Origin of the sequence: Fulvimarina endophytica, assembly GCF_003403015.1 — a bacterium.
Lineage (GTDB): Bacteria > Pseudomonadota > Alphaproteobacteria > Rhizobiales > Rhizobiaceae > Fulvimarina > Fulvimarina endophytica.
The window spans coordinates 25,674-51,698 of record NZ_QURL01000008.1; the positions used below are offsets into that span (position 1 = coordinate 25,674).

The window sequence follows — 26,025 nt, forward strand, 5'->3', positions numbered from 1 at the left end:
ATGAGCGACACACCGATCATCGAACTGCGCGACGTCTCGAAGGGCTATGGCGAGGGCAAGGACCGCGCCGAGATCCTGAAGACCGTGAACCTCGAAGTGAAGGAGGGCGAATTCGTCGCCATCGTCGGCTTCTCGGGTTCGGGCAAGACGACGCTGATGTCGCTGCTTGCCGGCCTCATCAAGCCCGATGCCGGCGAGGTGCTGATGAAGGGCAGGGCGGTCGAGGGCCCCGGGCCGGACCGCGGCCTCGTCTTCCAGTCCTACTCGCTGATGCCCTGGCTGACGGTTCGCGGCAATGTGGCGCTTGCGGTCGATTCCGTCTTCGCCGGCGAGCCGAAGCGAAGCCGGAAGGCGCGCACGGAGAAATATATCGAGATGGTCGGCCTCTCCCATGCGGAAGGCCGCAAGCCTGCGGAGCTCTCGGGCGGCATGCGCCAGCGGGTCTCGGTCGCCCGCGCGCTCGCCATGCAGCCGGAGGTGCTCCTCCTCGACGAGCCCCTCTCGGCCCTCGACGCACTGACGCGGGCCAAGCTTCAGGACGAGTTCGCGGCGATCAGCCAGGTGGAAAAGAAGACGATCATCCTCATCACCAACGATGTCGACGAGGCGATCCTCCTCGCGGACCGGATCATTCCGCTCGATCCGGGCCCGAACGCCACCCTCGGCCCCTCCTTCTCGGTGGATCTGCCCCGTCCGCGCGAGCGCACGGCGATGAATTCCGACGAGGCCTTCAAGCGGCTGCGCGGCGAAGTGACGAACTACTTGATGGAGAAGGGACGAAACGCCCAGAGCGAGGCCGGCGAGGCGGTCGAGCTTCCCAATGTCATTCCCGTCGACATCGCCGGCAGGAAGCAGCGTCCGGCGCCCGACCTGCCGGAGGCCTACAAGCGGGCCGCGCAATCGCCGATCGAGGAGCGCTTCGTCGAGTTCTTCGAGGTGCGCAAGGTCTATCCGACGCCGAAGGGACCGCTCACCGTCGTCGACGGCTTCGACCTCAAGATGAAGAAGGGCGAGTTCGTCACGCTCATCGGCCATTCGGGCTGCGGCAAGTCGACGGTCCTGTCAATGGCTGCCGGACTCACCGACATCTCCTCGGGCGGCATCGTGCTCGACGGGCGCGAGGTGGCGTCTGCAGGGCCGGACCGCGCGGTGGTGTTCCAGGCGCCCTCGCTGATGCCCTGGCTGACCGCCCGCGAGAACGTCGCCCTCGGCGTCGATCGGGTCTATCCGAATGCGAGCGTGGCCGAGCGCCGCGACGTGGTGGAGCACTACCTCCACCGGGTGGGCCTGTCCGACGCCATGCACCGAAAGGCGGCGGATCTCTCCAACGGCATGAAGCAGCGCGTCGGCATCGCCCGGGCCTTCGCCCTTTCGCCCAAGCTCCTCCTTCTCGACGAGCCCTTCGGCATGCTGGACTCGCTCACCCGCTGGGATCTCCAGGACGTGCTGATGGATGTCTGGAAGCGCACGCGCGTCACCGCCGTCTGCGTCACCCACGACGTCGACGAGGCGATCCTCCTCGCCGACCGGGTGGTAATGATGACCAACGGCCCGAAGGCGAAGATCGGCAAGATCATGACGGTCGACCTGCCGCGCCCGCGTACCCGCAGGGAGCTTCTCGAACACCCGGACTACTACCGCTACCGCCAGGAGGTGCTGAGCTTCCTTCAGGACTACGAGGGTGGCGCGCATCCGAAGGAAACGGCCGGGACAGCCGCCGGCAAGGCCGACGGCGCCGGCGACGAGGCGAAGGAGGCGGCATGAACGAGATCCGCACGACGACCCACCCAGGCGCGGCCGCAGCTTCGGCCGGCCGCTCCGTCACCGCCCCATGCGTCGAAGCGTCGGCGGATCACCGCCGCCGGACCGCCGACTAACAGCTCCGAGGAACCCATCATGCAGAAACTCGTCGTCATCGGTGCCGGCATGGCATCGGGCCGTGTTCTCGAAACCCTGTTCGAGATGGATCCGGCCGCCTACGAGGTCACGCTGTTCAACGCCGAGCCCCGTGGCAACTACAACCGCATCATGCTCTCGCCGGTCCTCTCGGGCGAAAAGAGCTATGAGGAAATCGTCACCCATGACGATGCCTGGTACGCCCGGCATGACATCGCCTGCCGGTTCGGCGAGAAGGTCGTCTCGATCGACCGGGCGAACAGGATCGTCAGGGGCGAGAAGGGCGATGTGCCCTACGACAAGCTGATCATCGCGACGGGCTCCTCGCCCTTCATCGTACCGGTCGAGGGCCGCGATCTTCCGGGTGTCGTCTCCTATCGCGACCTCGACGACACCCAGGCGATGATTACGGCCTCCGGCGCCTCGGGCGCCCGCGCCGTCGTCATCGGCGGCGGTCTCCTCGGGCTGGAAGCCGCCGCCGGGCTGAAGCTGCGCGGCATGGACGTGACCGTCCTCCACCTCGCCGGGCACCTGATGGAGCGTCAGCTCGACGAGGCGGCCGGCCATCTCCTGAAGAGGGATCTGGAAAAGCGCGGCATCGAGGTGCTCCTCAAGGCCTCGACCCAGAAGATCGTCGGCACGGACAGGGTCGAGGCCGTCGAGCTCGCCGACGGCAAGCGGCTGCCGGCCGATCTCGTCGTGATGGCCGTCGGCATCCGTCCCTCGGCGGAGATCGCGAAAGAGGCGGGCCTTGCGGTCAATCGCGCGATCGTCGTCGATGCCCAGATGCGGACTTCCGATCCCCATATCCATGCGGTCGGGGAATGCGTCGAATACAACGGCACCCTGTTCGGCCTCGTCGCTCCGCTCTACGAGCAGGCCAAGGTGCTGGCAAAGTGCCTTCTCGGCGATACCGACGATTTCGTGGTGAGGGAGCTGTCGACCAAGCTGAAGGTCACCGGCTGCGATCTCTTCTCCGCCGGCGATTTCGCCGAGGGCGAGACCCGCGAGGACATCGTCCTGCGCGATCCCGGCCAGGGGGTCTACAAGCGGCTCGTCATCGAGAACGACCGGTTGATCGGCGCGGTGATGTATGGCGATACGGCCGATTCCAACTGGTTCTTCGATCTGATCAAGAGCCGCGAGCCGATCGCCGCGATGCGCGATACGCTCATCTTCGGCCCCGCCTATCAGGGAGGGTCCCCGCTGGACCCTATGGCGGCCGTTGCAGCCTTGCCGGATGATGCGGAGATCTGCGGCTGCAACGGCGTCTGCAAATCGAAGATCACGAGCGCGATCACCGCGAAGGGGCTGACCTCCCTCGACGAGGTGCGGGCCCACACCAAGGCCTCGTCCTCCTGCGGCACCTGCACCGGGCTCGTCGAGCAGCTGATGAGCCTGACCCTCGGCGACGCGTTCGATCCGAACGCCGTCAAGCCCATGTGCGGCTGCACCACGCTCGCCCATGACGACGTGCGCCGTCTGATCAAGGCGAAGGGGCTGAAGACGATCCCGGAGGTGCAGCAGGAACTCCAGTGGTCGACGCCGAACGGATGCGCCAAGTGCCGCCCGGCTCTCAACTACTATCTCGTCGCCGACTGGCCCGACGAATATGCCGACGACTACCAGTCTCGCTTCATCAACGAGCGCGTCCACGCCAATATCCAGAAGGACGGCACCTATTCCGTCGTTCCGCGCATGTGGGGCGGCATGACCTCGGCCAAGGAACTGCGCGCGATCGCCGATGTCTGCGACAAGTTCGACATTCCGGCGGTCAAGTGCACCGGCGGCCAGCGCATCGACATGCTCGGCATCCGCAAGGAGGACCTGCCCGCCGTCTGGGCCGATCTCGGCAAGGCCGGCTTCGTCTCGGGCCAGGCCTATGCCAAGGGTCTTCGCACGGTGAAGACATGCGTCGGCACCGACTGGTGCCGCTTCGGCACGCAGGATTCCACCGGCCTCGGCATCCGCATCGAGAAGTTCATGTGGGGCTCCTGGACGCCCGCCAAGCTGAAGATGGCCGTCTCGGGCTGTCCGCGCAACTGCGCCGAGGCGACGTGCAAGGATATCGGCATCATCTGCGTGGACTCCGGCTTCGACATTCATTTCGCCGGTGCCGCCGGCCTCGACATCAAGGGGACCGAGATCCTCGGCCATGTGGAGACGGAGGACGAGGCGCTCGAGCATGTCGTGGCGCTGGCGCAGATGTACCGCGAACAGGGCCATTATCTCGAGCGCATCTACAAATGGGCCAAGCGCATCGGCCTCGACGAGATCCGCCGGCAGATCATGGACGATCATGCGATGCGCAAGGCCTATTTCGATCGCTTCGTCTTCTCGCAGAAATTCGCCCAGGTCGATCCTTGGTCGGAGCGCGTCTCGGGCAAGGACAAGCACGAGTTCCAGCCCATTGCGAGGCTCGATTTCGCCGAAGCCGCCGAATAGGAGATGCAACCCATGACGATCATCGAAAAGCCCTGGATCAGCGTCGGACGCATCGAGGATATCCCACCCCTCGGCGCAAGGCGGATCGAAACCGGCTTTGCCACCATCGGCCTCTTCCGCACCGCCTCCGACGAGGTGTTCGCGATCGAGGACAAGTGCCCGCACAAGGGCGGGCCCCTGAGCCAAGGCATCGTCCACGACGGATGTGTGACCTGTCCGCTCCACAATATGGTGATCTCGCTGAAGAGCGGACAGGCGCAAGGGGCCGATACGGGCGAGGTCCGCACCTTCCGGCTGCGTCTGTCCGGCGGCGAGATCCAGCTCAGCGGCGAGGACCTCGCCGCCGCGGCGAACGCGGCCGCGGTTCCCGCCTGAGCGGGCCGCCTTCGCTGCGCATCCCATGATCCGAAGGACCGTTCGCGCCTTCGCTCAAACGCCCTTCAGGACAAACGGGTGACCTGTCGATGAAACACGCCGAGGAGACCGCGAGAGAGGTCAAGACCACCTGCCCCTATTGCGGGGTCGGCTGCGGTGTCCTCGCGACGCCTCGGCCGGACGGTTCGGTGGGCATTGCCGGGGACCCGGACCATCCGGCCAATTTCGGCCGGCTCTGCTCCAAGGGCTCGGCGCTCGGCGAGACCCTCGGTCTCGAAGAACGCCTGCTCCATCCGACGATCGGCGGCGAGCGCTGCGACTGGGACACGGCGCTCGACCGTGTGGCCACGACGTTTCAGGCGGCGATCGCCGAGCACGGGCCTCACTCCGTCGCCTTCTATCTGTCCGGCCAGCTCCTGACCGAGGACTATTACGTCGCCAACAAGCTGATGAAGGGCTTCATCGGCTCGGCCAATATCGACACCAATTCGCGCCTCTGCATGGCCTCCTCGGTCGCCGGTCACAAGCGGGCCTTCGGCTCCGACACCGTGCCCGGCACCTATTCGGACCTCGAAGAGGCCGATCTCGTGGTGCTGACCGGGTCCAATCTCGCCTGGTGCCATCCCGTCGTCTATCAGCGGATCGCGGCGGCCAAGGCCGTGCGGCCGCAGATGAAGATCGTCGTCATCGATCCGCGCCGCACGGCGACATGCGAGATCGCGGACCTTCATCTGCCGATCCGCGCCGATGGGGATGTCGCTCTCTTCTGCGGCCTCCTGCGCCACCTTGTCGAAGAGGGAGCGACGGACGAGGTGTATGTGGGCGAGCATACGACGGGTTTTGCCGAGGCGCTCGCCGCCGCCGAGCGATGGCGCCTTTCGGCCGTCGCCGAGGCGACCGGGATTGCGAAATCCGCGCTCACCGCGTTCTACGATCTTTTCACGCGGACCGGAAAAGCCGTCACCGTCTACAGCCAGGGGGTCAACCAGTCGGCGAGCGGCACCGACAAGGTGAACGCGATCATCAACTGCCATCTGGCGACCGGGCGCATCGGCCGGCCCGGAATGGGGCCGTTCTCGATCACCGGCCAGCCGAACGCCATGGGCGGACGGGAAGTCGGCGGCCTCTCCAACATGCTCGCGGCCCATATGTCGATCGAGGATGCGGCCGACCGCGAGCGGGTCCAGGCCTTCTGGGGCTCGCCGACCATCGCGGCGACGCCGGGCCTCAAGGCGGTGGAGCTCTTCGAGGCGGTGGCCGCAGGGCGGATCAAGGCACTCTGGATCGCCGGCACCAACCCCGTCGTCTCGATGCCCGATGCCGATGCGGTCGGCAGGGCCCTTGCCGCATGCCCCTTCGTCGTCGTCTCCGATGTTATCGCCAGGACCGACACGACGGCCTATGCCGACGTGCTTCTGCCCGCCGCGGCCTGGGGCGAGAAGAACGGCACGGTGACGAATTCGGAGCGCCGCATCTCGCGCCAGCGCCCGTTCCTGCCGCTGCCGGGCGAGGCGCGCCCGGACTGGGCGATCTTCGCAAGTGTCGCCCGGCGCATGGGCTTTTTCGGCTTCGAATACGGCTCGGCGGGCGAGGTCTTCGACGAGCATGCGCGCCTTTCATCTTACGAGAACGCAGGGTCCCGCGATTTCGATATCGGCGGTCTCGCAGGCCTCGGTGCGAGCGGATACGACCTGATGGCGCCGACGCAGTGGCCGGTTCGGGGGGCAGTCCGGGATCCGGTCCGGGCCCCGGCGACGGATCGGCAGGCGGGGAGACACACGCAGGAGACCCGCTTCTTCGCCGAGGGCGGCTATTTCCATGCCGATGGCCGGGCCCGCTTCGTCGCGGTCGAGCCTCCGGCATCGAAGACCGCGCCCCTCTTCACCATCAATACCGGCCGGGTGCGCGATCAGTGGCACACCATGACCCGCACGGGTCTTTCGGCCCGGCTGTCTGCCCACATGCCCGAGCCCTTCGCCGAACTTCACGGCGAGGACGCGGCCCGGCTTGGAATTGCGCCCGCCGATCTCGTGGAGATCGCATCCAGCCATGGCCGGGCCGTCGTGCGCGCACTCGTTACGGATCGCCAGCGCCCGGGCAATGTCTTCGTTCCCATGCACTGGACCGCGCGCTTTGCGCCCTCCGCACGCATCGGCGCGGTGGCCCATGCTGAGAGGGACCCCGTATCCGGGCAGCCGGCGCTGAAATCGACATCGGGGACCGTCAGACGGTTTTCTGCGGCATGGCACGGCTTCGCGATCCTGAAGCACCGGCCAGATCTCGAGGCCATCGCCCCGATCGCCGACTACCGCGCGGCCGCGCGGACCGATGGCGGCTGGCGGCTGGAGCTGGCCGGCGCGCGGGCCTTGAGCGATGCGCCGGGCTTTGCCCGCGAACTCTTCGGCCAGCCGGCGGCCGAGATCGTCGCCTATCGCGACAGGCGGGCCGGCACCGAGCGTTTCGCCGTCTTCTTCGAGGGCGAGCTGCTCGGGGCACTCTATCTTTCGCCCGAGCCGGTGAGCGTCGCGCGAAGCTGGGCGGTTTCGCAGCTTTCGCTTGCCGGCGGGCAGGGCGCGAGCCGCGCGGAGCTTCTCGCCGGGCGCAGCCGAGCCGACAGGCCCGATCCGGGCGCCGTCGTCTGCTCCTGCTTCGGGGTCGGCATCAACGAGATCGCCGCACTCGTGGCAAGCGGGGGAGCGGCATCGGTCGAGGCGGTGGGCAAGGCGCTGAATGCGGGGACGAATTGCGGCTCCTGCCGCAGCGAGATCAGGGCGATCATCGAAGCAGCCTGCGTCGAGGCGACCGTCTGAGACCGTCCCGGCTCGCCCGGTGATTGAGGTTGGGGCGCAAGGGGTACGCTTTCCGGTCGAAATTCCGGGAGCGTGGGCCGTCCGTCAAGCTTCCGGCTTCGAAGCCTTGGCGAAGGCGCGCAGGTCGAAGCCCACCGCTTCGAGCGCGGCCCGGCTCGGCGGTTCGTCGCCGGCCAGGATCTTGCGCGCGGCCATGTGGTCTCCCGGCCGGTTGACCGTCTCGACCGAGACGAGCCGATCTTCGCGGAAGCCGAGGACCATGTCCTCGCCGGCCTCGACGAACGCGCGGGCCTCTGCGGTCAGCCCTGCGATCTGCAGCTTGAGGGGTCCCTGATCGCTCCAGAACCACGGCACCGCGTGATAGGCGCCGCCGCCCTTGCCGGTGAGGCGCCGGGCGAGATGGCGAGCCTGATCCGTGGCGGCCTGGATCGATTCCAGCCGCTCGCGCGCCCCGAAGGCGCCGGGAACGGCCGCGCAGTCGCCGATCGCGGAGACCGCGGCGTCTTCGGTCGACAGGGTCTCGTCGACGGTGATCCCGTTTTCGCAGGCAAGTCCCGCAGCCTCGGCAAGCTCGCTATTGGCGCGCACGCCGGTTGCGACAAGGACGAGATCGCCTTCCAGCACCTCGCCGCTTTCGAGGTGGACACGTTCGGGATCGGGGCTTTGCCGCGCCTCGATGGCGACGACCTTCGCGCCGAGCCGGACATCGGTTCCGCTCAGGCGGTGATGGGCGAGGAAGCGCGCGGAGATCGCCGGCGAGACGGCCCGCGCCATCAGACGCGATCCGGCTTCGAGAACGGTCGTGGCAACGCCCGCGGCCTCGGCCATCGCGGCAAATTCCAGGCCGATGAAGCCACCGCCGACGACGATCGCGCGCATCGAGGCTTCGAGCCGGTCGCGGATCGCCCGGGCATGGGCGAGACTGCGCAATTCGGCGATGCCCTCCCTGTCGGCACCCTCGATCGGCGGGCGGGCATTGCGCGCGCCGGTGGCGAAGACGAGATGGTCGTATCCGATGGTTTCGCCGTCTTCGAGCCGCACCGTCCTCCCGGCACGGTCCACGGACACGACGCGCGCGCTCTCACGCCGTTCGATCGCGTTCTTCTCGAAGAAGCTCTGAGGCTTCAGGACGAGGCGTTCGGCATCGCCATCCTTCATATAGGCCTTCGAGAGCGGCGGGCGCTGATAGGGCAGCCCCGGTTCGTCCCCGATGAGGATGATCGAGCCCTCGTGACCCTCCTGGCGCAGATTGGCGGCAAGCTGGACGGCAGCGTGGCCCGCCCCGACGACGAGAATGCGCTCCGCCAACGGGGCCGCGTTCTGCTCGCCGGGTTCAGCCGGGTCTGTTCTGGTCATGGCGTTCCCCTTCGACAGGTGGAGGGCAAGACGGATGATTGCCGCGCGAGAACCGGACAGAGCCCCGGATCACGCGGATTGTGCGGGCACACTTAGAGCTTCGGACCCGATTCGAATATTGGGCCCGAAGCCCCGGTTTCCTGCTGACGCATCGGATGGTCCGAAGACCGGACCCACTTTTCGGTCCGATGCTTCAGGGGATGCGCCGGCCCGGTGAAACGGGTGATCGTCTCTTTGCCCGGAAGGTCCGCGCGATCGCGGAGGAGACGCTCGCCGCCTCGCGCGGTGGCGAGGCGGAAGGCGCGTAGCCGGTCTCCTACTGCATATAGTCCAGCAACAGGTTCGACAGGTCCGGGAAGGCGGCGACGATGGCGAGGCCGATGAGGCTCGTCACGAGGAAGGGCAGGGCGCCGATCGCGATCTTCTCGAGCGATATTCGGGTGATGTTCGCCGCGACGAAGAGGTTGATTCCGACCGGCGGCGTGAACAGGCCGATGGCGAGATTGACCATCAGCGCGACCCCGAACCAGACCGGGTCCCAGCCGAGCTTGTGGACGACCGGCAGGAAGATCGGGAGCGCAATGAACATGATGGTGATCGCATCCATGAACATGCCGGCGATGAGGACCACCAGCATGATGACCGCGAGGATCGCCCATTCGTTGTCGCTGACGGCGAGAAGCGCATCGGAATACTTGCCGACGAGATCGTCCACGGTCACCACCCAGCCGAACAGGGAGGCGAAGGTGACGACCAGCATGACGACGGCCGAGGACGCGCTCGCATCGACAAGCGCTGAATAGAGCGTCCTGAAGGTAAGGGTGCGGTAGATGAAGACGCCCACGAACAGGGCGTAGACCGTCGCGACCACGGCGGCCTCGGTGGGCGTGAAGACGCCGGCATAGATGCCGCCCAGAATGACGATCGGCGTGAGAAGCCCCCAGAAGGCGTCGACGAAGGAGCGGGCGAGGCGCTTCGGATAGCTGAGGCCGGCATAGGGCAGGGGCGCGAGATGGGCGAGACCCTGGCCGCGTGCTTCCTGCGCCTGGCGATGGGCCGCCTTGCCGGCGAAGGGCAGCGTCAGGATCATTAGGAGGCCCATGACGAGGCCCGGCACGATCGCGGCGATGAAGAGCTTGGCGATCGAGGTCTCGGCGATGACGCCGTAGATGACGAGACCGATCGAGGGCGGGATGACGATGGAGAGCGCGGCGCCCGTGCAGACGAGGGCGGCCGCGAAGGGCTTCGGATAGCCGTCCTCCTCCATGCCGCGGATGATGAGCGGGCCGATCGCGGCGACCGATGCGGGGCCGGAGCCCGAGACCGCGCCCCAGAACAGGCAGACCACCGTGCCGACGACGCCCATTCCGCCGGGAAGCGAGCCGACGAGAACCCGGAAGAAGCGGATCATCCGCTCCGCGATGCCCACGGTTCCCATCAGGGCGCCGGCGAGGATGAAGAAGGGGATGGCGAGAAGCGAGAATTTCGCGATGCCGCTCGCCAGAAGATCGCCGACGAGGTCGAGCCCGAAGCCGAGAACCCACATCGCATAAAGAGAGGAGAGGCCGAGCGAGAAGGCGACCGGAACCCGGAGCGCCAGGAGGAGGAAGAACAGGATCACCATCTCGGTGCCGGGATCGAAACCGAACATCGCTCAGATCCCCGATCCATCGTCCGGGACGCCGCCCGGTTCGCGCCATTCGGCAATCCCGCTCTCGATGAGGCGCAGGCCGATCAGCAGGAAGCCGACCGGCAGGCCGACCGAGACGTACCATTCGGGGATCTGCATCGCCGAGGAGGTGATGCCGCTGCGATACTGGTTCTCGACGAGCTCGATCGTGTACCAGGCGGACAGAGCGAGGAGCAGCAGCGACAGGGATGCGGAGAGGAGAACCGCAATCCGCCGCGCGCCGGCCGGAAGGAGATCGGTGAAGAGGGTGACCGCCAGATGCTCCCCGCGCCGGGCCGCGATGGCGGCTCCGAAGACCGTGAGGAGCAGGAAGCCGTCGAGGAGGAGTTCCTGCGTCGCGGCGAAGGAATAGCTCGTCAGATAGCGCACGACGACATTCGCGAAGCCGAGCCCGGTCATGGCGAGGAAGATGACGGAGCAGACGATCTTTTCCGCTTCGCCGAGAACGTGACGCATCTGCCATCTCTTCGAACTGGGGTGCGGCGAGGGCGTTCGGACCCTCTCGCCGCGTCCGGGTCGGCCGGACCGTTAGGAGGGGACCGGACGCACGGCGACCGGCCCCTTTTTCAGGCTGAACGGCCCGCCTATTGCGCGGCCGCACCCTGGTCGGTGCCGGCGGCGGCATCCTGTCCGCCGGTCGGCGTCACCGTATCATCGTTCGCCGTGCCGGTGTCGCTGCCGCCTTCGATCGTCTCCTGGAACAGGGCGACGAGGTCCGGGCCGACCTTCTGGGCCCAGCTGTCGAAGGCCGGCTTCGTCGCCTGGCGGAAGGCGTCGATCTCCTCGGCCGTCGGCTCGTAGACCTCCATGCCCTGCTCGGTGAGGAAGGCGACGCCTTCCGACGTTTCCTTGCGGGTCACGTCCTTCTGATAGGTCATCGCCTCTTCGGCGGCCGAGCGCACCATGGTCTGCGTCTCGGCATCCCAGCTGTCCCAGAGCTGCTTGGAAACGCCGATGAAGATCGGATCGTAGGAATAGTGCCAGGTGGTGAGGTATTTCTGCACCTCGTAGACGCGCTGGGGAATGATCACCGCGCCGATCGGGTTTTCCTGGCCGTCGACGACGCCCTGCTGGAGCGCCGAGAAGGTCTCGGTCCACTGCATCTGCTGGGGATTGGCGCCGAGCGCGTTCATCACGTCGATATACATCGGGCCGGCCACGCGCATCTTGAGGCCCTGCATGTCGGCGGGGGCCTTGACCGGCTTGACGTTGTTGGTGACCTCGCGGAAGCCGTTCTCGCCCCAGGCGAGGACGACGATGCCCTTCTCGGCGAGGATCTCCTTCATCTTCTCGCCCGGCGCGCCGGAGGTCGTCGCATCGACGTCGTCGTAATCGGAATAGAGATAGGGCAGCGAGAACACGGCCATTTCCGGCACGAGCGGCGTGACGTTGATCGCCGAGGTCACGACGAAGTCGAGGCTGCCGCGACCGACCATCTCGGCCTGCTTCATCTGGTCGCCGCCGGTGAGCTGGGCGTTCGGGAAGATGCGGATGTCCATCTCGCCGCCGGAGCTCTCCTTCAGAAGTTCGTTGAACTTCTCGGCGCCCTTCTGCCAGGTCGTCGTGTCGTTGGTGTTGTGCGAGAGGCGGAACGTTTCGGCACTCGCCGGAGCGAGGGTTGCGGCCGCGAAGGCCACACCGAGGGCGGCTGCAGTGGCGAATTGCTTCAAGGTCATCGATCGTCCTCCCGTCAGATGGTATCCGGCGCCGGCGCTTCTCCCAAAGCATCCATATTATGGACATCAGCCGGTGCCGATTTTCGGCAGGTTGCCATTACCGGCCGGCGCTTGCAAGATCATTTCGATTGTCTGACAATGACAGAAGCATTCGACGGTCCACATTGTGAACGAGGTTGGGGTTGGACACGCTGGAAAAGGTCGCAGCCGATGGCGGGGGCGCGCAGAGTGTCGACCGGGCCCTCTCGCTGCTCTCCCTGATCGGGCGCGTGGCCGATAACGGGGTGACGCTGACCGCAATCGTGGCGGCGAGCGGGCTCAACCGGGCGACCGCGCGCCGGCTCGTGCTCGCCCTGATGCGCTCGCGCCTCGTCGAACAGGAGCCGGTCACCCGGCGCTATTTCCTCGGTGAGGAAGCCTATGTCCTCGGCGTCTTCGCATCCCGCCGGTTCGGCTTCCTCGATTGTGCTCTCGAAAGCCTGACCGCCCTTTCGAAGCGGACGGGCGATACGAGCTTCGCCTCGATCCGGCGCGGCGACATGTCGATCTGCCTGCACCGGGAAGAGGGCGCCTTTCCGATCCGGACCCATGCGCTGATGCCGGGACATCGCCACCCGCTCGGCATTGGGGCCGGCTCCATGGCGATGCTCGCGGCTCTGCCCGACGACGAGATCGAGCGCGTTCTGGCGGCCAACGAGGCGGCCCTTTCCAGAGATTTCCCGTCCTTCACGCCCGATGTCATGGGCGCCGACATCGTCTTCGCGCGGTCGCATGGCTACGCGCTCAATCCGGGCCGCGTCCTCAGGAACTCCTGGGCGATCGGCAGGGCCGTGCGCTATCCGGACGGCTCGCTCGCCGGGGCGCTTTCCATCGCCGCGATCGACAGCCGCATGGACGAGGCGCGCCGGGAGGACCTCGCCGCCGACCTCGCGCTCGAGGCCGCGAAGGTCGAGGCCCGGCTCGCCGCCCGTTTCAAGGCCCAGCCCTCCGCCGCAAGGCCCGCATCCGAGCGAAGGCGGGGCGATCCCCCGCGCCCGATCTCACCCACGAAAGGTTACGCATCATGACGAAGGCCCGCATCGTCGGCTGGTCGCACAGCCATTTCGGAAAGGTCGAGGCGCCCTCGACCGAGGCGCTGATGCGCGAGGTCGTCGGCCCCGCGATCGAGCATGCCGGCATCGAGACGCCCGACTTGGACGGCATCTTCGTCGGGGTCATGAACAACGGCTTCTCCAAGCAGGACTTCCAGGGAGCACTCGTCGGCATGGCCCATGACGGGCTCGGCCAGGTGCCGGCGGTGCGGATGGAGAATGCCTGCGCGACGGGTTCGGCCGCCCTTTATTCGGCGATGGACTTCATCGAGGCCGGACGCGGCCGCATCGCGGTCGTCGTCGGCGCCGAGAAGATGACGGCGATCCCCACGGTCGAGGTCGGCGACGTCCTTCTCGGCGCGAGCTACCGGGAGGAGGAGGCCGAGGTCGAAGGCGGGTTCGCCGGGATCTTCGGGAGGATCGCCCAGCGCTATTTTCAGGAGCATGGCGACCGGTCCGAGGAACTCGCCATGATCGCGGCGAAGAACCACGAGAACGGGGTCGGCAATCCCTTCGCCCATATGCGCAAGGATGTGGGCTTCGACTTCTGCAACGAGGTCTCGGCCAAGAACCCCTATGTCGCTCCGCCGCTGCGGCGCACGGACTGCTCGCTCGTCTCCGACGGGGCGGCGGCGATCGTCCTTGCCGACGAGGAGGTCGCGGCAGGCCTCGAGCGTGCGATCGGGTTTCGGGCGCGCACCCATGTCAACGACGTTCTCGCGATCAGCCGGCGCGACCCGACGGAGTTTGCCGGATGCCGGACCGCCTGGGCGCGCGCCCTCGAGGATGCCGGGCTCACACTCGACGATCTCGATCTCGTCGAGACCCACGACTGCTTCACCATCGCCGAGATGATCGAATACGAGGCGATGGGGCTGGCGAGGCGCGGCGAAGGCTACCGCGTGGTGCGCGACGGCACCACCCGCAAGGACGGCAGGCTTCCGGTCAACGCGTCGGGCGGGCTGAAATCGAAGGGCCATCCGATCGGCGCGACCGGGGTGTCCATGCATGTGATGGCGGCCATGCAGCTGATGGGCGAGGCCGGCGACATGCAGATCGCCGGCGCGAGGACGGCGGGCGTCTTCAACATGGGCGGTGCGGCAGTCGCGAACTACGTCTCGATCATGGAGCGCGTGAAGTGAGCCATTCTTCCGGCGGCGAGCTGAAGGGCGGGCTCGCCCCCCAGTCTGTGCGGGTCTCCAATCTTGCCCATTTCGTGACGCGCGCGAGCCGGCGCCACGGCGAGCGCACGGCGCTGGCCTGCGGTAAGGCCCGTTGGACCTGGCGCGAATTCGACAGCCGCATCAGCGCCGCCGCCGCCGCTCTCCACGATGTCTACGGCATCGGGAAGGGCGACCGCGTCCTCGTCCAGTCCCACAACTGCAACCAGATGTTCGAGGCGATGTTCGCCTGCTTCCGGCTGGGCGCGGTCTATGTCCCGACGAATTATCGCCAGACGCCGGAAGAGGTGGCGTTTCTCTGCGAGGCGAGCGGCGCGAGGGGCATGATCTGCCACGCGAACTTCCCCGGCCACGCCGCCGCCTGCCTCGCCTCGAAGGCGCCGCCGGATTTCGTGATCGCGATCGGGGAGGCCGAATTCGGGCCGAGCTACGACCGGCTGGTCGGCGAGCATCTCGGCAGGGATATCGCGAACGTACCCGTCGAGCGGGACGATCCGTGCTGGTTCTTCTTCACCTCCGGCACCACGGGGCGCCCGAAGGCGGCGGTGCTAACCCATGGCCAGATGGCCTTCGTCGTCACGAACCATCTCTGCGATCTGATGCCCGGCACCGGCCCCGCTGACGTCTCGCTCGTCGTCGCGCCTCTCTCCCACGGTGCGGGCGTCCATCAGCTGGTCCAGGTCGCGGCTGGTGCGACCACCGTTCTCCTGCCCTCGGAGCGCTTCGATCCGGCCGAAGTCTGGGATCTCGTCGCCTCCTGGAAGGTGACGAACATGTTCACGGTGCCGACGATCGTGAAGCGCCTGGTGGAGCATCCCTCCGCCCGGACCGCGGACACCTCGTCGCTGCGCTATGTCATCTATGCCGGCGCGCCCATGTACCGGGCCGACCAGAAGCGGGCGCTCCAGACGCTGGGTCCCTGCCTCGTCCAGTATTTCGGGCTCGGGGAGGTGACCGGAAACATCACCGTCCTGCCCGCCGGCGAACACCACGCCGAGGATGGCGACGACGCACGCATCGGCACCTGCGGCTTCGAGCGCACCGGCATCGAGATCGCGATCCAGAACGAGGAGGGCGACGACCTGCCGCTCGGGGAGACGGGGGAGATCTGCGTCACCGGTCCGGCCGTCTTCGCCGGCTACTACCAGAACCCGGACGCCAACGCGAAGGCGTTTCGCAACGGCTGGTTCCGCACCGGCGATCTCGGCCATCTCGACGAGGGCGGCTATCTCTTCATCACCGGCCGGGCCTCCGACATGTATATCTCCGGCGGCTCGAACATCTATCCGCGCGAGATCGAGGAGAAGATCCTCGCCCATCCGAAGGTCTCGGAGGCCGCGGTCTTCGGCATTCCCGATCCCGACTGGGGCGAGGTGGGGATCGCGGTGCTCGTGCCGATGGGCGGCGAAAGCATCGAGACGGCCGAGATCGCCGAATTCCTCGCGCCGAAGCTGTCGCGCTACAAGCTGCCGAAGCGGTTCGTCGTCCTCGACGAGATGCCGAAGTCGGCCTACGGCAAGATCACCAAGAAGCTGGTTCGCCAGACCCTCGAAGAGCGCGGGCTTCTCGGCGCCGATGCGGGTGCCTGAGGATGGCCGCGCCGCTGCGTTCGATCGCTCATCCCGGACCTGTCGCAAGCCGTCGCCATTCCCGCGCCTTTGGCGAACGGACCGCACTCGATGTGACGATCGAGCCCGGCGAAAGCATCGAGGCCGGCCTCGGCCGGGGCCTGGCCGAGGCGGGCTGCCATTCGGGCTATGTGGAGATCCATGCGGGACGGCTCGATCCGTTCCGCTTCGTGATGCCGGCAGGCTCTCCCGGCGAGAGCCACGCGGCATGGTATTCGCAGACCCATGCGCCCGAGGGCGGCGTCACGGTCGAACGGGCGGGGGCGATCGTCGGGACGCGCGACGGCGCACCGTTCGTCCATTGCCATGGGCTCTGGCACAGCTGCGATCGCGAGCGTCGGATGGGGCATATGCTGCCGCCGGACTGTCTTGCCGCCGAACCGATCCGGGCGGTCGGAACCGGTCTTTCCGGCGCCGTCTTCGCCTCGCGCGACGACGCCGAGACGAATTTCAGGCTGTTCGCCGCCGAGGCGGTGGAAGGCTGGCCGCCTGCCGCAAACAGCGCGCTCGCCGTCACGCTGCGACCCAATCAGGACGTCTGCCACGCCATCGAGGCGATCTGCCGCGACGTGGCGATCACCCGCGCCAGGATCCATGGGATCGGTAGCCTCAACGGCGCCCGTTTCGAGGACGGCCCGCCGATGGCATCCTACGCCTCCGAGCTTCTGATCCGCGAGGGTCGGCTCGAAGGGGGAAAGGCCAGCCTCGATGTCGCGGTCGTCGCGATGGACGGCACGATCTTCGAAGGCAGGCTCGTGCGCGGGGACAATCCGGTCTGCGTCACCTTCGAACTGGTGATCGTGCCGGATGGCGAGCCGGACTGACCAGCCACTCGATGAAACGACCACGGCTCTTCGAAGCCGGATCACGAACACGGCTCCTATGAGCCGGGAAGGGGAGGACATGACACAGATCGAACAGGTGGCCCTTGTCACGGGCGCGGCGCGGGGGATCGGCCTTGCCGCCGTCCGGCGCTTTCTGGAGGAAGGCTGGCGGGTCGCGCTTCTCGACATCGACGAGGAGGCCGTTCACCGGGCCGCGAACGAGCTGGGCGTGCCGGACCGGGTCTTCTCGGTCGCAGCCGATGTCGCCGATCCCGATGAAGTGGGACGTGCCGTCGAGGCGGTATCCGAACGCTTCGGGCGGATCGACGCCCTCGTCAACAATGCGGGAACGGCGGTCTTCAAGCCGCTTCTGGAGACGAAGCCTGCCGAATGGAACCGCGTTCTCGCGGTCAATCTCGGCGGCCCGTTCCTGATGACGCAGGCCGTCGCACCGATCATGGCCGAGACCGGCGGGGCGATTGTCAACATCACGTCCATTTCGGGCGTGCGCGCCTCGACGCTGAGGGTCGCCTACGGAACGAGCAAGGCCGGCCTCAACCACCTGACGAAGCAGCAGGCGGTGGAACTTGCGGGGCTCGGCATCCGGGTCAATGCGGTCGCGCCCGGTCCGGTCGAGACCGCGATGGCGAAGGCCGTCCACACGCCGGAGATCCGGGCCGACTACCGCGACGCGATCCCGCTCGAACGCTACGGGCTGGAGACGGAACTTGCCGACGCGATCTTCTATCTCTGCTCGGAGCGGTCGAGCTATATCACCGGCCAGACCCTCGGCGTCGACGGCGGGTTCGAGGCGACCGGCATCGGTCTTCCGACCCTGCGGAGGGCGCAGCCGAACTGACCGTTCGGCCGCCTTTCTTCATTCTGCGGGTGACGCCTGGAGCATCTCAATCAGCCGGCGGGCCGCCTCGGCCCGCACGTCGTTGGGATAGTTCCGGTTCGCCAGCATCACGAGGCCGAGCTTTTCGGACGGCAGGAGGGCCACATAGGCACCGAACCCGTTGGTGGCTCCGGTCTTGTTCAGGAACACGCCCTGCGAGGCGGGCGGGAGCGGCGAGGCGAGACGCGTCACCGGCTGGGGTTTCAGCGCCATGTCGCTGGAATTGCCGGCCTTGAGGCGCGCGGCGTCGACCGGCCAGGGATACTGTTCCCAGATCAGATCCTGGACGTAGTAATCCGTTTCGAAATAGCCGGTGCGCGTCTCGGCGAGTGCCGCCGACAGATCCTGCGCGATCTCGACGCTGCCGAGATTGGCGCCGAGGAAGCGGGTCATGTCCGTGACGGTCGACTTCACCCCATAGGCTTCGGCATCGAGGACGCCCGGATTGACGCGGACGGGCCGGTCACCGTCTCTCGAATAGCCATAGGCATACCGACCGGCGGCATCGGCCGGAACGGTCACATAGGTGCTGGGCAGTCCGAGACCGTCGAAGACCTGTTCCTTCACCGCTTGTGCATAGGGTTTTTCGAAGCTCTCCGCCGCGATCATGCCCAACAGGCCGATGCTGACATTCGAATAGGAACGCGAGGCGTTCGGGTCGCCATGGGGCTCGAAGGCCTTCAGATAGGCGTTGAGGCCGTCGCCCGCATCCGACACGTCGTCGGGGACCTGAAGCGGCAGGCCGCCCGTCGTATGGGTGGCGAGGTTGAGGAGCGTGATGGTGTCGAAGGCGCTGCCCTCGAGTGCCGGCACATGGTCCGAAACGCTGTCGCTCAGGGACAGGAGGCCGCGCTCCTGCGCGAGGGCGGCGAGCGTGACGTTGAAGAGTTTGCTCACCGAACCGAGTTCGAAGATCGTGTCCTTCGCCACCGGCTGCCCGGTCTCGCGAACGGCCTCGCCACGGGTGAAGGTGAACTCCTGCCCGTCGAGGGTGAGGCCCACGGCAAGGCCCGGTATGCGGTACTCCTCCATGATCGGGAGGAAGACCTTCGACGCGGCGGCCTGGAACTCGTCATCGGTCAGCGCGAGGGCGGACGAGGATCCGAAGGCGAGGGCGAGCGCCGTGGCGCAGAAAAGGGACGTGTTCAATCACTGGCTCCATCAAGACGGGTCGGGCCCATTCAGGGATGCCTTGTGTCATTCGTGCGGCCGCCCGGCGGTCCACAGGAAAGAAGCGCGGAACATCGTTAACGGGTGCCGGTCCGCGGACGCGGTCGTCTCGTCCCGCGCCGCCGGGATCAGGCCGTGGACGCGGCGGACGGCAAAGGAGCGCGCCCGCCGACGTCTCGCTCAGACGAGCATGCGCGTATTCCCGCACACCGAGAGGGTCTCGCCCGAGGTCAGGCGTCCCGTGCGACCGGCGAGGAAGAGGACATGGTCGGCGATCAGCGACGGCGCGACATAGTCCTTGATCGAGGTGTAGGAAAACGCATCGGCCTCCACTTCGGCGAAGCTGCGGTTCTGCCGCTCGGCCTTGGCCTGGAGAACGGCCTTCTGGCGATCGCCGGCGACGAGGCCGGGCAGGATCGCGTTCACGCGGATATTGTCGCCGCCGAGTTCGATCGCGAGCGATTTCGTCAGGCCGATCACCCCCCATTTGGCTGCGGCATAGGGCGTTCGATAGGCGAACCCCATCCGGCCGGCGAGCGAGGAGATGTTGACGATCGAGGCGTTGGACGAGCGGCGCAGGGCCGCCACGGCCCGGCCCGCCGTGATATACTGGCTCGTCAATCCGATCCGCAGGCAGGCGTCCCAGTCCGCCAGTCCGATCTCCTCGATCGGCGATGTGGGGCCTGCGATCCCGGCATTGTTGACGAGGCAGTCGAGACCGCCGAGATTCTCGATCGCGGTATCGACGAACCGGGCGAGGGCGTCCGCATCGGCGACGTCCACCTTGTAGGCGCTGACGCCCGGGGGCAGATCCGCGAGGGCCTTCTCGTCGATGTCGCAGGTCGCGACCTTCGCTCCCTCGTTCAGGAATGCGTCGAGCACGGCGCGGCCGATGCCGCCCGCGCCAGCCGTGACGATGACGCGCGCGCCCTCTAGACCAAGTTGCATGGAACTCTCCTTCTCGTTTGAAGCGGGCGCCGATGCACGGGATCGATCGTGCCCGGCGCGATGAATTCGCAGATCCGACCGAACCGGCGGCAGAGCGAATGCGGTCGTTTCGGAATTGGGTGGGGCCTGTGCGTCCCGGTCCCTCATCCCTCCCGGATCGTGGTGATGATCGATGCGGCCGCAGTCTCGATATCGCGGACGATAGCTGCCGCCGCGCCTTCGCTGTCGCCGCTCTTCAGGGCCTCCAGAAGTTCGGCATGGGCGGCCAGGGAGTTCTCGTTGCGCGCGGAGCGCACCGGCAGTCCGATATCGAGATTGATCATCGGCCCGGCCTGCAGCCAGTTGCTGGCAATGATGCGGGACAGGCTCGGCGAGGCGGCGCAGTCGTAGAGCCTGAAGTGCAGGCGCTGATTGATCCGCACCGCATCCCGACCGCGCCCGTCGCCCATCGCGGCGACGAATTCCTCGTTGATCGCGGCAAGGTCGGCGATATCGGCCGCACTGACGCGCCCGGCCGCCTTTCTTGCCGCCTCCGCCTCGGTCAGAACGCGGGTTCGGGTCAGGTCCTCGAAATCCTCGATGGACAGGAGCGGCACGATCACGGCGCGGTTTCGCTCGATGGCGAGCGCACCGTTCGCCACCAGCCGGGAGACCGCGTCGCGGATGGGCATCGTCGAGACGCCGAGGTTTTCCGCCAGCTCCCGGATCGAGGTGCGGTCGTTCGGCCTCAGTTCTCCCCCGACCAGCATGGCCTCGATTCGCGTTCTCACCTGCTCGGAAAGAGACTGCTGGTCGACACGTGCCCCTCCCATGTCCGTGAAACCCATTCCCGATCGCTCCTGGTTGACGTGGCGAAATTATCTGACAGTATGATCTGAGATCACAGTAAAAGAAAGTGTGATCGTTTGATCCGTTGGGAGACGGATGGAGGAGGCATCATGATCATGTTCGAAAGGGCCGCCGGGCAGGTCTGCCACGGCCGGGATGGCGCATTGTGCCGCGCCGCTGCGGGCACCCGGCCATGACGCGCGTCAGCATCGTCGGCGCGGGGCTCATCGGCAAGGCGTGGGCCGTTGTCTTCGCGCGGGCCGGCATGGATGTCGCTCTCTGGGACGCCAATGAGGCGGTCGTGAAGGCTGCGCCCGCCGATCTTTCCGCCATGGTCTCGCTTCTGGCCGAGCGCGGCCTCGTCGACGAGCCGTTCGAGCGGGTCGCCGGACGCGTGCGCCCCTTTGCCCGGTTGGAGGAGGCGCTGGAAGGCGCCGACCTCGTTCAGGAAAGCGGACCCGAACGGCTTCCCGTCAAGCAGGCGCTCTTTGCCGATCTCGACAGGCTGGCTCCGCCATCCGCCATTCTCGCTTCGTCGAGCTCGGCCCTGAAGGTCTCATCCTATACGGCATCGCTGGAGGGCCGGGCGCGCTGCCTCGTCGCCCATCCGGTGAACCCGCCCCATCTCGTGCCCGTCGTCGAATTGTCGCCGGGTCCCGATACGGCCCCGGCGACCCTCGATGCAGCCGAGGCGATCTACAAGCGAGCCGGTCAGGTGCCGGTGCGCCTTGCCCGCGAGATCGACGGTTTCGTCCTCAACCGCCTTCAGGCGGTCGTCCTCGCCGAGGCGCTGCGGCTGGTGGACGAGGGCATCGTTTCCGTCGAAGGGCTGGACGACACGATCAAGCACGGCCTCGGCCGGCGCTGGGCCTTCATGGGCCCGTTCGAGACCATCAATCTCAACGCGCCGCTGGGCGTCATGGATTATGCCGAGCGCTTCTTCCCGACCATGGCGGCGCTCGCCGACGACAGCGCCCGGGGCGAGGCCTTCACCATGACGGCCGCGCAGAAGGTCGCCGCGCATTTCGGACCGGCCCCGGAGGCCGGGGAGATCCGCAAGGCCCAGGAGGTGCGCGATGCGCGTCTTGCGGGTCTTCAGGCCCATCTGTCCGCCCATTTCACAGACAAGACCCGCAAAGGAGGGTGAAGCCCATGGCGGCCAAGAATAAAGTCATCATCACATGCGCCGTGACCGGGGCGATCCACACGCCTTCGATGTCGCCGCATCTGCCGGTTACGGCTTCCGAGATCGCCGATGCGGCGATCGGAGCGGCTGAAGCCGGCGCCGCGATCATCCATCTCCATGCGCGCGATCCGAAGGACGGCCGTCCCGACCAGAGCGCCGAGGCGTTCGAGCCCTTCCTCAAGGTGATCAAGCAGGCGAGCGACGCGGTCCTCAACATCACGACGGGCGGTGCGCCGACCATGGGCATCGCCGAGCGCGTGCGCCCGGCCGCGACCCACAAGCCGGAAGTCGCCTCCCTGAACATGGGGACGATGAATTTCGGCCTGTTCCCGATGCTCGGCCGGTTCGAAAGCCAGCTCCGGCACGACTGGGAGCGCGACTATCTGGGCAACAAGGATATCGTCTTCCGCAACACGTTCGGCGATATCGAGCATGTGCTCGAGACGGTCGGAGCCGGCGGCACGCGCTTCGAGTTCGAGTGCTACGACACCGCCCATCTCTACAATCTGAAGCACTTCCACGATCGCGGCCTCGTGAAGGGGCCGCTCTTCATCCAGACCGTCTTCGGGCTGATGGGCGGCATCGGCGCCCATCCCGACGACGTGATGCACATGAAGCGGACTGCCGATCGCCTGTTCGGCGACGATTATCGCTGGTCGGTTCTGGGCGCGGGACGCAACCAGTTGCCGATCGCGGCCATGGCGGCCGCCATGGGAGGCAATGTGCGGGTGGGCCTCGAGGATTCCCTCTGGGCGGGACCGGGAAAGCTCGCCGAGACGAACGCCATCCAGGTGCGTGCCGTGCGCCGCATCATCGAGGAACTGGGCCACGAGATCGCGACACCCGACGAGGCGCGCGAGATTCTCGGCCTGAAGGGCGGCGACAAGGTCGCCTTCTGATTATCGGCCGGCTGCGGGAAACGCTCCGACGACGGAGCGCCGCAGCCGGCATTCCTGAACATCACATCGCAGGACCAATGGGAGGATCTGACATGCGATCGATCGTAACTGCACTCTGCTCGCTCGGCGCCGCGGTGCTCGTCTCGACGAGCGCCTTCGCACAGGCCGAACGCAGCTTCGAGGTGAGCCTGCCGCTCGGCCCCGAGTCCCAGCAGGGCATCGGCATCCTGAAATTCGGCGAGGAACTGGAGCGCCTGTCCGACGGCCGCCTCACGATCCAGCCGCGCTACGACAACGCTCTGGGCGGCGAGCGCGAGGTGATCGAGGGCATCGGCCTCGGCCTGATCGATGCGGGCATCACCTCGACGGGGCCGATGGGTGGCTTCGTCGACGAGTTCCTGCTCTTCGATCTGCCTTATGTCTTTCCCGACTACGCTCACGCGCACGGCTTTCTCGACAGCGAACACGGCGAGGAACTCGCCCGGAAGCTGCAGGAGCGCACGGGCGTGAAGATCCTCGCCTGGATGGAGAACGGCTTCCGCCACAACACCAACAATGTGCGCCCGCTCCACACCCCCGACGACCTGAAGGGGATCAAGCACCGCACCCAGGAGAGCCGGGTTCAGGTCGACACCTGGAACACGCTCGGTGCGGACGCATCGCCGATGGCCTGGACCGAGGTCTTCACCGCCCTCCAGCAGGGCGTGATGGATAGCCAGGAGAACCCGCTGCCGACGATCTACGACGTGAACTTCTACGAGGTTCAGGACTATCTGAACCTCACCCAGCACGTCTATTCGCCGGCGCCCTTCATGATGAATGCCGGTCTCTTCGATTCTCTCTCGCCGGAGGATCAGGCGATCGTCATGGAAGCGGCTCAGATCGCCCTGCCGGTGCAGCGCGAGGCCAGCGCACGCCTCGAGAACGAGTACCGGACGCGTCTTCAGGAACTCGGCATGGAAGTCACCGAGCCCGATCTCGACGCCTTCCGGGAGAAGGTGAAGCCGGTGATCGAGCGCTGGCGCGGCACGGTCGGCGAGGACCTCGTCGATGCCGCCGTGAACTTCGAGCCCGAGAACGGCTGATCGCCCTTTACGCTCGGCCCGCCCGCTTCCGAACGGGCGGGCGGCGTCTTCGCCGGGTCGCGGGCGACCGCCCGAGACCCGTGGAGCCGGGCGAGGCCCGCGGGCTCGCCATCCGTTTCAACCAGTGCGCCGAGAGGAGAGGCATGATGAAGGGGCCGCTGACCGTGATCCGAAAGGGGATAGACGGCATCAACTGGGTTGCCGGTTGGCTGCTCGCCGCGCTTCTGGCGGTGATGATCGTGCTGATCGCCTGGCAGGTCTTCGCCCGCTACGTCATGGGCAGTCCTCTGGCCTTCTCGGAAGAGATCGCGCGTTTCTCGATGGTCTGGATGACGCTTCTGGGCGCGGGCTACGCCTTTCGGCAGGGAACGCTGATCTCGATCGATCTCGTCGCCGAGACGGCGGGACCCACCCTGCGGCGCGCGGTGATCGTCCTCGTCACGCTGATCTCCATGGTTTTCGCCTATGTGCTCCTGACCCAGGGGTGGTTCCTCGCCAGCCGCATCTCCTACCAGACGGCACCGAGCACCGGGCTCTCCATGCTCTGGCTCTACGGCGCCATTCCCGCCGGGGCGATCCTCATCATGATCAACGGCCTCGCGCTGCTGATCGACCAGTATCTGGGTGACGAGCCGGCCGCCCGCACGCTCGGCCAGGCGGAGCCGACCGAATGATCGCGCTCCTCTTCGGCCTCCTCGTCGTTCTCCTGGTTCTCGGCGTTCCGGTCGCCTTCGCGCTCGGCCTCGCGGCCATGGCGACCATTTGGCAGGGCGATCTGATGCCGCTGCTGATCGTTCCCCAGGAATCGATCCGCGCCATCAACTCCTTCCCGCTCCTCGCCATTCCCTTCTTCATCCTGGCCGGCTTCCTGATGCAGTCGGGCGGCATCTCGCGCCGTCTCGTGGAGTTCTCCAACACCCTCGTCGGCGCCATGCAGGGCGGTCTTGCGATCGTTGCGATCGTCACCTCGCTGTTCTTCGCCGCGATTTCCGGCTCGGGAACGGCGACGGCTGCGGCGGTCGGGTCCATCCTCATCCCGGCGATGATCGCGAAGGGCTACAGCCGGGACTATGCGGCGGCCAACCAGGCCGCTTCCGGCGCTCTCGGCGTGGTGATCCCGCCCTCCATTCCCCTGATCCTCTTCGGGGTCGCGGCCAATGTCTCCATCGGCGACATGTTCCTCGCGGCGATCTTTCCGGGCATCCTCGTCGCCGTCTGCCTCTGCATCTATGCCTATGTCTATGCGGGTCGCCATCCCCATGTCTCAGAGGAGCGGTCGAGCCTCGGCGATATCCTGCGCGCAGGGCGCAAGGCGCTGCTCGCGATCCTGATGCCGATCGTCGTCCTCGGCGGCATCTATGGCGGCATCGTCACGCCGACCGAGGCGGCGGTCATCGCGGTCGTCTATTCGCTGGTGGTCGGCGTCGTGGTCTATCGCGAGATCCCGATCCGCCAGCTGCCGGTCGTCTTCCGCCAGTCGGCGGTCACGTCCGCCGTCATCCTGGTCATCATCGCGACGGCCGGCCTCTACGGCCGCATCATTCTCTCGCTTCAGGTCCCGGCGATCATCTCGGACTGGGTCATCGCCTCCGTCTCGAGCAAGATCGTCTTCCTGATCGCCCTCAACCTGCTTCTGCTTCTGACCGGCATGTTCATCGAGGCGGCCGCCGCGATCCTGATCCTGACCCCGATCCTTCTTCCGATCGCGATCAGCTTCGGCATCGATCCGGTCCATTTCGGAGTGATCGTGGTGGTCAATCTGGCGATGGGCATGTTCACGCCCCCGGTCGGACTGAACCTCTTCATCGTCTCACAGATATCCGGCGCGGGAATAGCGCAGCTGTCGCGCGCCATTCTGCCCTTCGTCGTCATCGTCTTCTCGGCGGTGCTGATCGTCAGCTTCTGGCCCGATCTCTCGCTCTGGCTGCCGAGCCTGTCGAAATAGGGGGGCCGGCACGTCTCTGCCGGTCTCGTCCGCCGCCGGGAAGGCCGCGCGCGAGACCGGTGCGAAAGGGCGGTGCCCCCTATCTGCAAGTCCG

General features: G+C 66.8%; 21 protein-coding genes. 14 read left to right on the plus strand and 7 right to left on the minus strand.

Annotation, left to right across the window (positions count from 1 at the left end; genetic code table 11):
• The 4 genes from DYI37_RS16830 to DYI37_RS16845 all read left to right on the plus strand — a co-directional run bounded on the left by DYI37_RS16830 (position 1) and on the right by DYI37_RS16845 (position 7,526).
• The gene (locus DYI37_RS16830; RefSeq protein ID WP_116684445.1) at positions 1-1,764 is read left to right on the plus strand and encodes an ABC transporter ATP-binding protein; all 1,764 of its coding nucleotides are present in this window, start codon (positions 1-3) and stop codon (positions 1,762-1,764) included.
• Between the two features lie 129 nt (positions 1,765-1,893).
• Positions 1,894-4,341, plus strand: a complete 2,448-nt coding sequence (nirB, locus tag DYI37_RS16835; protein ID WP_116684446.1) for a nitrite reductase large subunit NirB — start codon at positions 1,894-1,896, stop codon at positions 4,339-4,341.
• 12 nt (positions 4,342-4,353) lie between these two features.
• Positions 4,354-4,716 (plus strand): nitrite reductase small subunit NirD, encoded by a 363-nt coding sequence (gene nirD, locus DYI37_RS16840; protein WP_116684447.1) that lies wholly within the window; start codon positions 4,354-4,356, stop codon positions 4,714-4,716.
• A gap of 89 nt (positions 4,717-4,805) precedes the next feature.
• Positions 4,806-7,526 (plus strand): nitrate reductase, encoded by a 2,721-nt coding sequence (locus DYI37_RS16845; protein WP_116684448.1) that lies wholly within the window; start codon positions 4,806-4,808, stop codon positions 7,524-7,526.
• Positions 7,527-7,610: 84 nt separating this feature from the next.
• On the opposite strand, the gene DYI37_RS16850 is transcribed toward DYI37_RS16845, so the two are convergent.
• From DYI37_RS16850 to DYI37_RS16865, 4 genes are all read right to left on the minus strand, one after another.
• Entirely contained in the window at positions 7,611-8,882 is a 1,272-nt protein-coding gene (locus DYI37_RS16850) for an NAD(P)/FAD-dependent oxidoreductase (protein WP_116684449.1), read from the minus strand.
• A gap of 316 nt (positions 8,883-9,198) precedes the next feature.
• A complete protein-coding gene (locus tag DYI37_RS16855; protein ID WP_116684450.1) occupies positions 9,199-10,533 on the minus strand; it encodes a TRAP transporter large permease in 1,335 nt (444 codons plus the stop codon).
• 3 nt (positions 10,534-10,536) lie between these two features.
• The gene (locus DYI37_RS16860) at positions 10,537-11,028 is read right to left on the minus strand and encodes a TRAP transporter small permease (protein ID WP_116684451.1); all 492 of its coding nucleotides are present in this window, start codon (positions 11,026-11,028) and stop codon (positions 10,537-10,539) included.
• Between the two features lie 128 nt (positions 11,029-11,156).
• Entirely contained in the window at positions 11,157-12,248 is a 1,092-nt protein-coding gene (locus DYI37_RS16865; RefSeq protein WP_116684452.1) for a DctP family TRAP transporter solute-binding subunit, read from the minus strand.
• A gap of 176 nt (positions 12,249-12,424) precedes the next feature.
• Here DYI37_RS16865 and DYI37_RS16870 point away from each other — a divergent pair, with 176 nt between their 5' ends.
• The 5 genes from DYI37_RS16870 (at position 12,425) to DYI37_RS16890 (ending at position 17,831) form a co-directional block, all read left to right on the plus strand.
• Positions 12,425-13,315: an IclR family transcriptional regulator gene (locus tag DYI37_RS16870; protein ID WP_425365060.1), complete on the plus strand. Its 891-nt coding sequence runs from the start codon at positions 12,425-12,427 to the stop codon at positions 13,313-13,315.
• The gene (locus DYI37_RS16875; protein WP_116684454.1) at positions 13,312-14,481 is read left to right on the plus strand and encodes an acetyl-CoA acetyltransferase; all 1,170 of its coding nucleotides are present in this window, start codon (positions 13,312-13,314) and stop codon (positions 14,479-14,481) included. The genes DYI37_RS16870 and DYI37_RS16875 overlap by 4 nt, the downstream gene beginning before the upstream one ends.
• Positions 14,478-16,109 carry an acyl-CoA synthetase gene (locus DYI37_RS16880; RefSeq protein ID WP_116684455.1) on the plus strand — a complete coding sequence of 544 codons (1,632 nt, stop codon included), beginning with the start codon at positions 14,478-14,480 and terminating at the stop codon, positions 16,107-16,109. Before DYI37_RS16875 ends, DYI37_RS16880 begins: the two co-directional genes overlap by 4 nt.
• A gap of 92 nt (positions 16,110-16,201) precedes the next feature.
• On the plus strand, positions 16,202-16,972 hold the full coding sequence (locus DYI37_RS16885) for a PCC domain-containing protein (protein ID WP_158555200.1): 771 nt from the start codon (positions 16,202-16,204) through the stop codon (positions 16,970-16,972).
• A 79-nt stretch (positions 16,973-17,051) separates the two neighbouring features.
• The gene (locus DYI37_RS16890; RefSeq protein ID WP_116684551.1) at positions 17,052-17,831 is read left to right on the plus strand and encodes an SDR family NAD(P)-dependent oxidoreductase; all 780 of its coding nucleotides are present in this window, start codon (positions 17,052-17,054) and stop codon (positions 17,829-17,831) included.
• An 18-nt stretch (positions 17,832-17,849) separates the two neighbouring features.
• Here the strand turns inward: DYI37_RS16890 and ampC are convergent, their stop codons facing one another.
• From ampC to DYI37_RS16905, 3 genes are all read right to left on the minus strand, one after another.
• Positions 17,850-19,019 carry a class C beta-lactamase gene (gene ampC / locus DYI37_RS16895; RefSeq protein WP_199520190.1) on the minus strand — a complete coding sequence of 390 codons (1,170 nt, stop codon included), beginning with the start codon at positions 19,017-19,019 and terminating at the stop codon, positions 17,850-17,852.
• 201 nt (positions 19,020-19,220) lie between these two features.
• Positions 19,221-19,988 (minus strand): SDR family oxidoreductase, encoded by a 768-nt coding sequence (locus DYI37_RS16900; protein WP_116684457.1) that lies wholly within the window; start codon positions 19,986-19,988, stop codon positions 19,221-19,223.
• Between the two features lie 143 nt (positions 19,989-20,131).
• Entirely contained in the window at positions 20,132-20,815 is a 684-nt protein-coding gene (locus tag DYI37_RS16905; RefSeq protein ID WP_116684458.1) for a GntR family transcriptional regulator, read from the minus strand.
• Between the two features lie 194 nt (positions 20,816-21,009).
• Between DYI37_RS16905 and DYI37_RS16910 the strand changes: the two genes are divergently transcribed.
• The 5 genes from DYI37_RS16910 (at position 21,010) to DYI37_RS16930 (ending at position 25,931) form a co-directional block, all read left to right on the plus strand.
• Positions 21,010-21,963 (plus strand): 3-hydroxyacyl-CoA dehydrogenase, encoded by a 954-nt coding sequence (locus DYI37_RS16910; protein WP_116684459.1) that lies wholly within the window; start codon positions 21,010-21,012, stop codon positions 21,961-21,963.
• A 5-nt stretch (positions 21,964-21,968) separates the two neighbouring features.
• Positions 21,969-22,901: a 3,5-dioxohexanoate:acetyl-CoA acetone transferase gene (kce, locus tag DYI37_RS16915; protein WP_116684460.1), complete on the plus strand. Its 933-nt coding sequence runs from the start codon at positions 21,969-21,971 to the stop codon at positions 22,899-22,901.
• Between the two features lie 92 nt (positions 22,902-22,993).
• Positions 22,994-23,986, plus strand: a complete 993-nt coding sequence (locus tag DYI37_RS16920) for a TRAP transporter substrate-binding protein (protein WP_116684461.1) — start codon at positions 22,994-22,996, stop codon at positions 23,984-23,986.
• Between the two features lie 143 nt (positions 23,987-24,129).
• The gene (locus tag DYI37_RS16925; protein ID WP_199520191.1) at positions 24,130-24,660 is read left to right on the plus strand and encodes a TRAP transporter small permease; all 531 of its coding nucleotides are present in this window, start codon (positions 24,130-24,132) and stop codon (positions 24,658-24,660) included.
• Entirely contained in the window at positions 24,657-25,931 is a 1,275-nt protein-coding gene (locus tag DYI37_RS16930; protein WP_116684462.1) for a TRAP transporter large permease, read from the plus strand. The genes DYI37_RS16925 and DYI37_RS16930 overlap by 4 nt, the downstream gene beginning before the upstream one ends.
• The last annotated feature ends 94 nt before the right edge of the window (positions 25,932-26,025 follow it).